Raw genomic sequence first — 12,551 nt, 5'->3', positions numbered from 1 at the left:
GTAACTCACCTGATAAATTCCAAATCCTTATCCCTCCATCGCTTGCAGTAATAATTCTATCTCCTGAAGGACTAAATTCTGCTAATGAGCCTATTTCTTTATCCAAAAAACCTAAAGAAAGTTCTAATTTACCTGTTAAAGCATCCCAAAGTTTTGTTGTCCCATCCCGGCTAGTTGTAAGAATTTCTTTCCCATCTGGGCTAAATCGCACAGAAATAACAGGCTTTTTATGTTCTGTTAATAAGTGCAACAACTTCCCATCAGATAGATTAAAAACTTGTGCAGTGTTATTAGTAGCGGCAATAACTAATAGCTTTCCATCTGGGCTAAATCGTGCTGATGGCTCACCTCCTTGATAATCTGCAAAGTTTATCAATTCTTTTCCATTGCTAGCTTGCCAGATTTTTGCGCTATCTCGGCTAAGAGTTAGAATTTTGCTTGCATCTGGTGAAAATTCTGCTAAGTAAACTTCTTTATTATGTTTATCTAAAGATAAAAGCTGTGCATCTACAGTTCGCATAGATTCAGCTAGTAGATATTTTAATATTGGGTCAGATTTACCTAATCGATAGGCTTCGCTTAAATAAAGTGCTGCAACTAGTGGATTACCTAATAAAATTTCTTGTCGTCCTCGGTCTTCATAGACCTCTAAGACTTTTTGTTGCACTTTATAAGTGCTTTGTTTAGCGAGTTTTGCTTGGTGATTTGCTTCTAATTCATTACTTTCAGCAAGTTGTTGTTGTTCTTCTGCACGAAGTTTTTCTTGTTTAGCAAGTTCGCTGCTTTCTTCAGTGCGTTTTTTCTCTTCTAAAAGGCTTTTGGCATATTCTTCCAAACGTTGTGCATAGGCTTCAACACGTTGTGCATATTCTTGAGATATTTGGCGTTGTTGAAATAAGATAAGCAGCCCAGCTACTAGGCTAATTACAATTGTGCTAACAACAATTCTAGTTCTACGTATTCCCCTTCGTGCTTCTGAAACACTAGCACTAGCAAAATCTTCTTCAGTGCTAGTTAATTTTCCATTATAACGAGTTCGCCAAAGTTGGTATTCTGTTAAAGCTTCATCGCGCCAAAGTAGTCCCTTTACCCGCCCTCGGTCTTCCCACTGTTTAGCGGCTGTACGTAACTGGTCACGCAGTCGAGTGTTTTCTTTTTCTTCTTGCTGCCATTGTACAAGACGAGGCCAGGCCATAAGCAAAGCTTCATGTACGATTTCTACTTTTTCTATCCCTTGTTCACCCTCAGAAACAACTAAAAGACGTGCTGAAATTAATTTTTCTATTACAGCTTGAGCTTCTTCGCTATGGCCTAATAAATCAATTAATTCTGTTCTAGTAAGAATTGCTCTAGTCCCTTCGCTAGTAATTAATTGCCGGAAAGCTTCTCTAACAAGCCGTTGTTGGCTAGTAGTCATAGCAGCTAACATATTTTCTGCATGTTGGGCTAAAGCACCGCCTACGCCGCCCATCCCCTGGTAAGCCTTGCGAAGTAGTTGCTTAAAATTACGATCGCGCAGTTCCCAAAGCTTTGCAGCCGTAAAAGCAAGCAATGGTAAGGCTCCTGTCTGGTCAGCAACCGAGGCTACTATTTCTTTAGGTAGATTTTCATCTTCAAACTGATATCCAACTTTTTGGGTAGGAGCAACTAGTATTCTAAGTAAATCTTCTGGCGCAGGTGTTGTTAATACTTCCAAACCTTGTGTTAGACGCTCTCTTAAGCCTGGCAATTGTTTAGCTCTAACTAAAAAATCATCACGTAAAGCTAAAACTATCCGCACCATACTTTCACTTGATGCAGCCTCGGCTAGCATTGAAGCATAAAATTGACGTTCTGATAAATCAGAGCATAAAGTAAAAAGTTCTTCAAATTGATCAATAAAAAGTAAAATTGTTAAATTATTTTTTTCTGCTAAATGTTGTAAATAATCAGCTAAACTAGTTGGTTGTGTAGCTAATTTTTCAGCTAATTTTTTATCAATATTGCCAAATTCCCTTTTTAGCCTAGCTATAAGTGTTGCAACAGGATGGAGCGTTGGACGAACGGTAATTGCTCGCCAATTATTGGGGAGTTCAGGAATTACACCAGCTTGAAGAAACGAGCTTTTCCCTGCTCCAGAAGTACCAACAATAGCAAGTAAGGGTTGAAGTCTTAAGCGATTAATAAAGCTTTCTGTTTCACGTTCTCGACCAAAAAACAGGTCTGCATCAGCACTAGTAAAAGCCATTAAGCCAAGATAAGGTGGTTTTGCTGTTTGGCTATCGTGTTGGGATTCTTCTGCATCAGCAAAGAAAATGGCTTGGAACCATTCCCAAACGGTTTCATCTTGTCTTTCAAATCCTGTTGGTAGAGCAATTAGCTTTGCTCCATGACGGCCTTTTCCAGTTAAAAAAAACAACTCTTCTCTTGTCCCTGCTAGTGGTTCAAAAAGCTGTAGTAACGGCCATAGAGATAAAATAACTCGTCCTTGGCTATCTAGCAAAGTAGGTCGATTTTGTTGTAATTTTTGTAGTTGTGCTTGAGCTATTGAATGTGCAGCACGCTCTTTGCCCATCCATCTTTCTAAATGTTCACGACGCTTAACAACTATTGGATAGTCTAAAATAAAGCTAACTGCTTGTAAAAACTTAGTAATTTCTGGTAGGTAGTTAGCTAGCTCATTTTGTACTTGTTCTTCTGTTGCACCTAATAAATTAGTTGTTTGCAGTTCTAGCAAAGATTCAAAACTCTTACTTTGATCAGTTTTTTGGGTACTACTAGGTTGAAAAAATAAAGAAACTAGCTCTGGTACTGGATAAGCATCTCGCTTTAAGGCAAAAGGTAAGCATAGCTGCTCAGCTAACTTATACCATTCTTTATCAGTTAGCTCGACACTACGTAATTTTCCAAGAAGTGTTAAAACCGTCTCGCTATCTTTTTTATTTCCTGAACCAATTTGAGCGCGACAAGCTAGAGCAATTAAGCCTAGGTAACGTACTCCTACCTGTAAAATACTTAATAAACGTTCTCGTGATTGGTGAAGGCTACGAGCAGAGCCAAATCTAGCAACACTTTCAGCTAAAGGTTGTGGAGCAGTAGCTAGCAGCATTTCATAAAGCCTTGTTTCAAGTTGTGGAAGTACACCTTGCTCTATACTAATTCCGGCAGCAGTACGAAAAGCTGTAGCAAATTCAACCGCGCTACTATAACGATCTGTTGGCGATTTTGCCATTGCTTTAGCAATTGCTGTGTGTAAGGAGGGAGGAAAAGTCTTTTCTAACAATGGAACAGGTTGTTCTTTATGAGCTTTATATAGATTATAGAAATTTGTTGGTGTACCACCTGAAAATGGACGTTTTCCAGTAATCATTTCATAAGCAAATACTCCTAAAGCATAAATATCTGCGCGGGTGTCTACTTGAGCAGCATTTTCCCATTGTTCAGCAGGCATATAGGGAGTTGAGCCTAAAAGTCCTGTAGTTTTACTAGTATCTTCTCCAAGATTTAAGTTTTCCTTATTTTCTATTTGCAGTTTATTGATATAGCTTGTGTCATTTTCTAAAGTCTTAGCAATTCCAAAATCTAGTAATTTAGGTAGCAACCGGCCTGCTCGCGAAATGACCATTATGTTAGCTGGTTTTAGATCCCGATGAATAATGCCTGCATCATGTGCTGTTTGTACAACTTCACAAATTTTATCTAGCAGTGGAACAAAACGTTCTAGCTCAATTGCTCCTTGGGTGCGTAATAGTCTGTCAAGCGGAGTGCCATGCACCATTTCCATAGCAGTCCACATTAAACCATCGTTTTCAGCACCAAAAGCATAAATATGTGCTGTGTAAGGGTGTTCTAACCGGGACGCAAGGCGGGCTTCACGTAAAAATCTTTCAATTACTTCTTGGTTATCCCGATGTTTTTGGTGAAGTACCTTAACAACTACCTCACGCATTAAAGTTATTTGTTCAGCACGATAAACAACACCAAAAGCACCTTCTCCAAGCTTTTCACAAATTCGGAAATCTCCTAAAGTACGACCTATTAGCAAATCAACATTATTTTCGGTGCTTTCTGTTAAGTTTTGAGCATTAATTATAGGTGTTTCTAAAAAGTTACTGGATTGGTCATAAGCAACAAGCAGGGCTTCAACTTCCTGTCGGACTTTAGCATTTGGACAAGACTTTAAAAAAGCCGCCCGACGTTCTGGAGGCATTTCTAGCGCGGAAAGAAAAATTTGGTCTATTTGCCCTTGTTGTGTACCCATAGCCTTTAGATGAAAAAATCTTGCCTTTTATCTTAAGTTATTCTGAACCTTCCGGCAAATTGCTAATCTCTCGATAAAGCCAAGCCTTTGCTAGTCGCCATTCAGCCTTAACTGTATCAACTGAAACATTTAGCACGCTAGCTGTTTCTTCAATTGTCATCCCTCCAAAAAAACGTAGCTCAACAATTTGACTTCGTTGAGGTTGCAATTTAGCTAAACGCTCCAAAGCTTCATCTAGTGCAACTAAATTTTTATCATGTTCTTCTGAAAGGTTAATTACATCATCTAAAGATAGTTTATGGCGTTGTCCATCCCGTTTAGCTGCATTACGTGTTCGGGCATAATCAACTAAAATTCGGCGCATTAATTGTGCAGCAACACCAAAAAAATGTGCGCGGTTTTGCCATTGCACCTGTTTTTGATCAACTAAACGAATATAGGCTTCATTAATTAATGCAGTGGCTTGTAAGGTATGCTCATGTCGCTCCCCATATAAATATCGGCTAGCAATTCGGCGTAGTTCATTTGCAACTAATGGGATAAGCTCATCTCTCGCCGCTTCATTGCCCTGATTCCAATCTACTAACAGCTTTGTAATGTCTTCGTTTGACATATTTTCTCCAATTTTTTGAAAACTTTCTCACCATTTTATCAATGGATTGCGCGTTCCCTTTTAGAAGAAGATTAACATAAAAAATTAGAGGTATGTTTATGAATACTACAAGGAAATTAAAAAAAATCAAGCTTATCCTTACTTATTCTTGCTTTGCTATATTTGCTTCCTATATATTATTTAGTAACCTAAATAATATTAATTCAAAAGCCAATATAGACGATAGCCCAACACTTGGTATTAGTCGTTCACTGCCTTCAATAATAGTTTTAGACGATCCAAATATTCCAAACTCTGCTTTTGCTGGAGACAAAGGAAAAACACCTTTTGACCACAACCAACATATTAGCGAAAGAGCTAAAATTACTTGTGTTACTTGCCATCATACTAATTCTAATACCTTAACAGTAAAACTTGAAGAAGATGTGCTTAAGTGTGCAGTTTGTCACCAAGCCGATGATACAACTTGCACAATTGAAGGAACAAATGAAAATAATAAATTTAAGGGAAAACTAGCAATTAATGCTAAGGAAGCTTATCATGGGCAAGGAGAAAAAGATGATGCTGGATGTATTAGTTGTCATAAAAGCCGAAATATTGAACCTACTAGTTGCACTACTTGCCATACTAACAATGATAATGTTGAATATGGTATTGAACCTTTATTTCCTACAATTAGCTCTAATAAACAAGTTGATAAAACAATTATTGGTATAACTCAAAATAATTATACAATTAAAACTTATCCCAATAATTACTCTGGCAGTTATCCTAGTAATTATTGGAATTATCCATATAATAGTTCTAACAACAATTGGCACAATCCGCAGCCTAGTAGCCATTATCCTAGACAGAATTATTCTGAGGCAAATTCTTATACTCCAAATTATTGGAGTAACTCTAGTAACACTAATTCTTCCAGTAATTTGCATCTGTCCGTTTTAACAGATCAAGAAAAAAAACAGTTTGTTACTAATTCTGAGGGTAATACTACAAATTACCCTCAACCAACTATAAAGCCTATCAGTAATGTTTATTTATCTTTAGAAAATGAAAAGCCTGATAAAAAAGAAATTAAAATTGATAACTCTTTAGAAGAAAAAAATCCACCAAAAGAACTTGTGTCAGATCTGCCAGCCAATTTAACAACTAATGTTTCTCCTTCTATTTCTTTAATTGATCAATTACTACCTTGGGTTAATAAAATAATTATTGTAATTATTATTTTTCTTTATCTAGATATCAGAAGAAAATTAAGTAGCTAAATATAAGTCATTAAAGTCTCTAAAAATTAAGCCATTAAAGTTTGCTTAAAAGCAGGTAAATCATCAACAAATATTCCAATATATTTACATTCTTTTGTAAGATAAAAAAGCCCTTTTGCTTTTAGTGGTTCTTCTAGCACTATTACTAATTCCGGTTCACCAGCTATGGTCATACTTAAATAGTCTTTTCTTTCAGTTAATTTACCTGCTTTGCTTATATCTATTACTTCTTTAATCATTTCTCGAGGTACGCTTATTTGCCATCTTAAGCCAGCATTTAATTTAAGTTCTTGATCATTGATAGCAATAGGGTTAAGTCTAATAGCTTGAAAGTCTCCCCAAAGCCAAAGAATTGTATAAATGCTAGCTAAACTAGCAACCCAGGCTAAAGTAGTATCAAATTTTGCCAAGAAAAAATGTGCCACAATAGATTCAACAATAAGTAAAAGAATTAATCCAATAAAAATTGCAAAATATGCGTTGTTTTTGTAGTATGAAAATGTAGTTGTATTGCTCTCAATAAGGGGTTTACGCCAAAAGAAAAATGCAAAATAAAGCATAATTAACTCCTGGAAAACTAATTTTTATTGATGCTGCTCCTGCCAAAGCAAACGCCTTAGTTTTACAATTTGTTTCCTTAGAAAACCTGTAAAACATATAGTCAATTGCCTAACTGCTATTTGTTTTGCTTAATGTTTTTTACTTTGGGGTTCCTTAAAAGCTATTTTTAGATTACGAAGCGCGTTTTGCAGGTTGGAGCGAACTTGATCATAAGTAATATCTAATTCCTTAGCAATTTCCTCATATTTCATTCCATCCCAATAGAACTTTAAGCAGCACATCCGCTGCATTGCGCTAAGTTCATTTAATGTTTTGGTTAGAAGTTCTGTTCTTTGAGCTAGAAGCAATGAGCCATCTAAATCAATTTTAGCTATTAATTCTTGTGGAATATCTTCAATAATGACTTGTTTATTTAATGCTTCATAGCGTCCTCTTAAGGACTTGAGGCATTGATTACCAACACAGCGATAGAGCCAGGAGCTAAATTTAGCATCTTCTCGTGGCTGATAGTTATTTAGAGCATCTGCAATTAAAGCCATAAAAATTTCTTGAACCATTTCTTCAGCTTCAGCAGGACTTTGCAAAAACTTTAGTGACCACCAATAAACCCGTTGTGAATAACGCCGGTAAAGTTCTTCAATTAGCCATGGATCTTGGGTTTGCTTAAATTGTTCAACTATTTCTACATCTGTTAAAGATGCTAAATTCATAGATTCCTTATAAGTAAGTTAGAAATTTTGCGCGAGATTATAACAATTAAATAACTTTTGTGAGAAGCGATTAATCAGTTTAGAGAAATAAGGCTTGCCATCTAAGTCTAATCGCGCGAAAATCTTATAACTTCAATAATAATTATTCAACCTTACAAGTCTTGCATATAAAAACACTTGCAATTATGTGTTTTAGCATTTCTTGATTAATTAAATTTGATTAATTTGAGCGACATTAAAAATTATTGTTTGTAATAACTTAGTAGCAAAATATTTAAGGAAACAACTATGAGAAAATACTTACTTTTATTTGCATTGTTAGTATGTAGCAGTCTTTTGGCATCCAGTGCAATAATGAACAGCCAAAAATTTCCCGACATAACACCTAACAATGTTAATAGTACTGATGATTTCAAACAACTTAATCCGCTAGTAGCAAGTGATCCTGTTATGACCGAAGAAGGCCCAGTAACAGGAGAATTGCAAGATAAAAGCATTGCATTTCGTGGTATACCTTATGCGTCTGCACCAATAAATGGTTTGCGCTGGCAACCCCCTCAACCAGCACAAGCACGAACAAGCGTTTTAGATGCAACTAATTTTGGTTCACCTTGCGCCCAACCTGATGGAGGAAGAATTCTTGGTAGCGAAGATTGTTTAACATTAAATATATGGGGGCCCAAAGCTAAAGAAAATGCCTTACGTCCAGTTATGTTTTTTATTCATGGTGGAGGCAATGTTACAGGCTCTTCGGATTTAACCGCTTTTGGGGTTCGCCTTTATGATGGAACAATTTTAACGGAAATGGGCGGAGTTGTTGTTGTAACAATTAATTATCGTTTAGGGCCATTAGGATATTTTTCTCACCCCTCTCTTAGTGCTGAAGACAAAGAAAATGGTGTATCTGGTAATTACGGTTTAATGGATCAAATTTTCGCGCTTCAATGGGTACAAAGAAATATCGCTAACTTTGGTGGTGATCCAAATAACATCACAATTTTTGGTGAATCTGCTGGTGGACGTAATGTTTTAGCCCTTGTTACATCTCCAAAAGCCAAGGGATTATTCCAAAAGGCAATTGTAGAAAGCGGCGCACCTCTTTTTGTAGATCAACCTTTACGCACAGATACTAACTTAACTTCTGCTGAAGGCGTTGGTATGGGAGCATCTGCTAAACTTGGTTGTGAAAATAGCAGTGATATTGCTAGTTGTTTACGTACTAAAACACCTCTTGAACTACTAACTGCATTAAATCCCGATGAATTAGGTTTTCAAGGCTTTCAATATGGCCCAATTGTTGATGGTGTCATTATTCCTGATAAAAGCACAGAACTATTAAGAACAGGTAACTATAATCAAGTTCCTTTAATGATTGGTACTAACAAGAATGAATTTTTAAGTTTTATTCCTGGGCTAAATGTTCAACTTAACAATCAAGCTGATTATGAAGCTGTTTTAAGATTAGCTTTTGGTGATAAAGCTACTGATATTGCTAGACGTTATCCAATTTCAGATTATGGTACTCCAACTCTAGCAATAGACGCTGTTTTTACAGATTTTGCTTTTCTTTGTCCTGCTCGTACTGCTGTTAAGTTAATTGCACCTAGCCAACCAAAAACTTTTTATTACCAGTTTACTCAAGTAATAAAATCTGCTCCAGCACTAGGTTCATTTCACGGTTTAGAGCTTGGTTTTGTCTTTCATACAATTAGCAATGTTAAACTATTGCCTATTTCTAAGAAAGAAAATAAGTTAGCTGATAGAATGGTTGGGTATTGGACAAATTTTGCTAAACAAGGTGATCCTAATGGTAACGGCTTACCTACCTGGCCCGCTTATACAACCACTAATGATACAAACATCGTCTTAAACGCTAAGATAAAAACTGCCAAAGAGACCCGCAAAGTTTTTTGTGATTTTCTAACTCAAACTGTTGGTGCAGATGCTCGTTTTAGTTGTGGTTGTGGTGAATAATAAGTTTTTTGATTTAGCTAATATGCTATTAGCAACCTTTAGCATATTAGCTAAATCCCACATTATTAATTAATACTTATTTAGAAAGGCTAGAAATGAGACATGAAAAAGTTTATTTTTAATAAAAAAATTTATTTACCTTTAATAATAACTACTATTTTTCTTGCAATATCTTTTAGTTTTTCTTCTGCTAATGCAGGTCAAGACGATTGTTTAGACAAATGTCAAGATGACCCAAATTATCAAAAGTTTAAGAAAGAAATGGCTACAGGTTCTACTACAGCTAAATATTGTATGGACGCATCGCTTTATAATTGTGCTGTAAGTCGTTGTGGAAAAACTCCTGAGAAAAAAACTTTCTATAAAGATAACCGAGACAAAGAGTTAGCTAAAGCTAAACGTGCTGGTAAGGATTGTGCTATAGCACTAGCAGAATAGATAAATAGCCGCCCTACATTTATTTTCCTTACAACAATTTATCAATAATTTATCTGTATTGGCTTTTTATTAACTACTACCATACTTTAGAATCAAAGTTTCTCTTAGCTTTTTAACTTAAATCTGGTGGTAGGCTTAATGCTAGAAACTTTAAAAGACGTTGTAGCAAAAGAAAATAAATTTCTTGAGCAAAATAAAAAATTTACCCCTGTTTTAGCTAATTTTGTTCCAATAATTCTTACCCCACCATTACCACAACAAAATCTACTAGATACTTTTGCTGAACTTGCTGCTTTAGCCAATCATTCACTTGAAGCAAATGAGGTAAAAGAAAAAATTTATCATTATGGAGTTTCACCAAAAACTATACAAAACCGTCAGGTAAATATACTTGGCTATTTACAAGAAAATAAAGAATTTCTTAATAATATAAGTATTGATGATATAGCAATTTTTGACAGCCCTAAAACTAAGCCTGAAGGAAAAAATTTAGCAGAAAGAATGCAGTTTTTTGGCAAAATAGTTGATGAAATATTGGCTAAAGCTTATTCATTTAACGCTTTACCACCAGATGATATTATTCATGTTAGCTGCTCAGGTTATCTTGCCCCTAGCCCAGTAGAAAAACTAGTTTCAACTCGTCATTGGGTCAATACTACAGTAACACATTCTTATCATATGGGTTGTTATGGTTCTTTGCCTGCTTTAAGAATGGCAACAGGCTTTTTAGCCGCCTCTCAGCTAGGTTTAAGCAAAGCTAAATCACAAATTGACATTATACATACAGAATTTTTAACACTACATCTTAACTTAGTAAATTTAACTCCAAGAGATATACTAGCAATGACACTTTTTGGAGATGGATTTATAAAATATTCGCTTTACCCAAAAGAAATTTTTCAGATACAAAACACTTATGGACTAGAAATTTTAGCTCTAAAAGAAACCATAATACCCAATACACTAGCAGAAATGCTTTGGAATCTTTCCAGCCATAATTTTGAAATGATACTTTCTAAAAAGATTCCATTTATTATTAGAGATAATATTTTGCCATTTGTAGAAAGCTTAATGTTAGAAGTAGGGCTTGATTTTGCTAAAGACAAAGAAAAAATTTTATTTGCTATTCATCCTGGCGGGCCAAAAATTATTGAATTTATTCAACGTAGCTTAAAACTTAATCCAGAACAGGTAGCGTTTAGTCAAGAAATTTTAAGTAATTTTGGGAATATGTCGTCAGCAACCTTACCCTATATTTGGGAAAAAACTGTTGCTAGCAATGAAATTCCTGTAGGTACATTAATATTAAGTATAGCTTTTGGCCCTGGTCTTACTGCGGCTGGGGCTATTATGAGAAAGACTATTTCCTAGTCCTCATCTACATCAATAATAGCATCTACATCTGCTTTAGCAGCAGCAACTTTTAAGATAGTTCGGATAGTGCTAATGGTTTTTCCACCTCGGCCTAAGAGTTTCCCCATATCCGTCTTTGCTACCTTGATATTGTAATAAAACTTACCCTGTCTTTCTCGTTCTGTTACTGCTACATCATCTTTACTATCAACTAGGGTGATGATTAAAAATTCTAATAATTCTTTTAATCGATGGCGGCGGCGTGTTGGTGGGCGTTCCATTCGAGGTTCTCTATAGGAGATATCTGTTTTACCAAATCGCGGGTTTCTACGCATAATTTTTCCTATATATTTAACTAAAAATAAATTATTTTGTGAGAAAATTTAATATCCTTGTGAAGTGGCAATGTTAACAAAAAATTATTTGTTGCCCTAGTCTTGTTGGCAGATCTTTTAAGGATTGTTTACTGTCATAGACTTAACAGTTTTTGTTAAATTAGAGTTAACAAATTGCCTATAAGTCAAAGCTGTAATAACTCCCCCAAAAATGCTATAGACAAGTAAAAGTAAGCTTTCGTATATACCTAACGTATTACCACTAGTTAAACGTAATAAAATAAATATAAGTAGTAGTAGTATTGGGCTAGCAATTAATAGTAAGTTTATATTTTGTCCCCAGCTTAACCAACGTAAATAACGATTTTGATTAGATAGCTCAGAAAGGCTTAAAAGTGCTGTGCCAAGTATTAAAAATGCAACAAAAGGAGGTTCAGGAAAAAATCCCCTTAAAGCAAAACCAATTGTTCCAGCAGCGAGTAAAATCAAAGGTTTAACTCGAAAACTGCTAATTTTTCCAACATAATCTAAAAGTTGATATTTTAAGCTCATCCAAGTTATAGCATAAATAATCGCTATAAATCCAAGCAGTTCATAAGTTAAGAGTGTTGAAAGTGAGAGTCCATAGCCAAAAGAAAAACAAATTAATCCAAATAATTCAACAATTAAAGCAAATTGATGTTGCCAAGGGACTTCCCTTTCTAGCAGTTGTAAGCGAGCATATTCAATAATAGCTTCCATTTCTTGTTGATTAAGCTGGGGATTTTGATGTTTTATTTCTTCAATTCTTGCACCATTTAGCAATGATTCTACCAGCGGCATTGCTAAAATGTTGGCACTGCGAAACGTCGGCTTACCACTAGAAATAGCAGGATCTATAACAATTTGCTCACGCCAGCCCATTTAGTTGCTCTCCTTTTAATATTTATTATTTAGTTGTTTATTTAGTTATTTATTTGTTTATTTTTAACTTTTTCAGACTTGGGATGAAGCTTTCTATTGCCCGTGCTATTATTAGTGTTTCTTAAATAGTTTAATAAATCAATAAATTTTTTATTAGGA

The 12,551-nt window shown here is 35.2% G+C and carries 10 protein-coding genes; 4 read left to right on the top strand and 6 right to left on the bottom strand.

Going from position 1 to position 12,551, the window contains the following annotated elements; translation table 11 throughout:
- A partial coding sequence (locus tag IPK14_15560) for a protein kinase (protein MBK7994738.1) occupies positions 1–4,240 on the bottom strand: 4,240 nt, incomplete at its 3' end.
- 37 nt (positions 4,241–4,277) lie between these two features.
- A complete protein-coding gene (locus tag IPK14_15555; GenBank protein MBK7994737.1) occupies positions 4,278–4,853 on the bottom strand; it encodes a sigma-70 family RNA polymerase sigma factor in 576 nt (191 codons plus the stop codon).
- A gap of 98 nt (positions 4,854–4,951) precedes the next feature.
- Between IPK14_15555 and IPK14_15550 the strand changes: the two genes are divergently transcribed.
- Positions 4,952–6,118 (top strand): cytochrome c3 family protein, encoded by a 1,167-nt coding sequence (locus tag IPK14_15550; GenBank protein ID MBK7994736.1) that lies wholly within the window; start codon positions 4,952–4,954, stop codon positions 6,116–6,118.
- Between the two features lie 26 nt (positions 6,119–6,144).
- Here IPK14_15550 and IPK14_15545 read toward each other — a convergent pair whose 3' ends face one another.
- Together IPK14_15545 and IPK14_15540 are read right to left on the bottom strand one after the other, a co-directional pair.
- Positions 6,145–6,678: a hypothetical protein gene (locus tag IPK14_15545; protein MBK7994735.1), complete on the bottom strand. Its 534-nt coding sequence runs from the start codon at positions 6,676–6,678 to the stop codon at positions 6,145–6,147.
- 129 nt (positions 6,679–6,807) lie between these two features.
- The gene (locus IPK14_15540; protein ID MBK7994734.1) at positions 6,808–7,389 is read right to left on the bottom strand and encodes a sigma-70 family RNA polymerase sigma factor; all 582 of its coding nucleotides are present in this window, start codon (positions 7,387–7,389) and stop codon (positions 6,808–6,810) included.
- Positions 7,390–7,677: 288 nt separating this feature from the next.
- Here IPK14_15540 and IPK14_15535 point away from each other — a divergent pair, with 288 nt between their 5' ends.
- From IPK14_15535 to IPK14_15525, 3 genes are all read left to right on the top strand, one after another.
- Positions 7,678–9,363, top strand: a complete 1,686-nt coding sequence (locus tag IPK14_15535; GenBank protein MBK7994733.1) for a carboxylesterase family protein — start codon at positions 7,678–7,680, stop codon at positions 9,361–9,363.
- A gap of 102 nt (positions 9,364–9,465) precedes the next feature.
- Positions 9,466–9,801: a hypothetical protein gene (locus tag IPK14_15530; protein ID MBK7994732.1), complete on the top strand. Its 336-nt coding sequence runs from the start codon at positions 9,466–9,468 to the stop codon at positions 9,799–9,801.
- 138 nt (positions 9,802–9,939) lie between these two features.
- On the top strand, positions 9,940–11,172 hold the full coding sequence (locus tag IPK14_15525) for a type III polyketide synthase (protein ID MBK7994731.1): 1,233 nt from the start codon (positions 9,940–9,942) through the stop codon (positions 11,170–11,172).
- On the opposite strand, the gene IPK14_15520 is transcribed toward IPK14_15525, so the two are convergent.
- Together IPK14_15520 and IPK14_15515 are read right to left on the bottom strand one after the other, a co-directional pair.
- Complete coding sequence (locus IPK14_15520) at positions 11,169–11,489, bottom strand: KH domain-containing protein (GenBank protein ID MBK7994730.1); 321 nt, start codon at positions 11,487–11,489, stop codon at positions 11,169–11,171. The genes IPK14_15525 and IPK14_15520 overlap by 4 nt on opposite strands.
- Positions 11,490–11,606: 117 nt before the next feature.
- Complete coding sequence (locus IPK14_15515) at positions 11,607–12,392, bottom strand: DUF433 domain-containing protein (GenBank protein ID MBK7994729.1); 786 nt, start codon at positions 12,390–12,392, stop codon at positions 11,607–11,609.
- Positions 12,393–12,551 lie beyond the last annotated feature (159 nt).

It is taken from the genome of Blastocatellia bacterium, assembly GCA_016713405.1.
GTDB lineage: Bacteria > Acidobacteriota > Blastocatellia > Chloracidobacteriales > JADJPF01 > JADJPF01.
The sequence above is the reverse complement of the archived record's forward strand: the minus strand, read 5'-3'. Positions and strand labels throughout refer to the sequence as shown.

Coding starts and splice junctions, on each gene's coding strand:
- IPK14_15540 (MBK7994734.1), bottom strand. CDS start 7,389: ATGAATTTAGCATCTTTAACAGATGTAGAAATAGTTGAACAATTTAAG.
- IPK14_15530 (MBK7994732.1), top strand. CDS start 9,466: ATGAAAAAGTTTATTTTTAATAAAAAAATTTATTTACCTTTAATAATA.
- IPK14_15525 (MBK7994731.1), top strand. CDS start 9,940: ATGCTAGAAACTTTAAAAGACGTTGTAGCAAAAGAAAATAAATTTCTT.
- IPK14_15545 (MBK7994735.1), bottom strand. CDS start 6,678: ATGCTTTATTTTGCATTTTTCTTTTGGCGTAAACCCCTTATTGAGAGC.
- IPK14_15515 (MBK7994729.1), bottom strand. CDS start 12,392: ATGGGCTGGCGTGAGCAAATTGTTATAGATCCTGCTATTTCTAGTGGT.
- IPK14_15550 (MBK7994736.1), top strand. CDS start 4,952: ATGAATACTACAAGGAAATTAAAAAAAATCAAGCTTATCCTTACTTAT.
- IPK14_15520 (MBK7994730.1), bottom strand. CDS start 11,489: ATGCGTAGAAACCCGCGATTTGGTAAAACAGATATCTCCTATAGAGAA.
- IPK14_15535 (MBK7994733.1), top strand. CDS start 7,678: ATGAGAAAATACTTACTTTTATTTGCATTGTTAGTATGTAGCAGTCTT.
- IPK14_15555 (MBK7994737.1), bottom strand. CDS start 4,853: ATGTCAAACGAAGACATTACAAAGCTGTTAGTAGATTGGAATCAGGGC.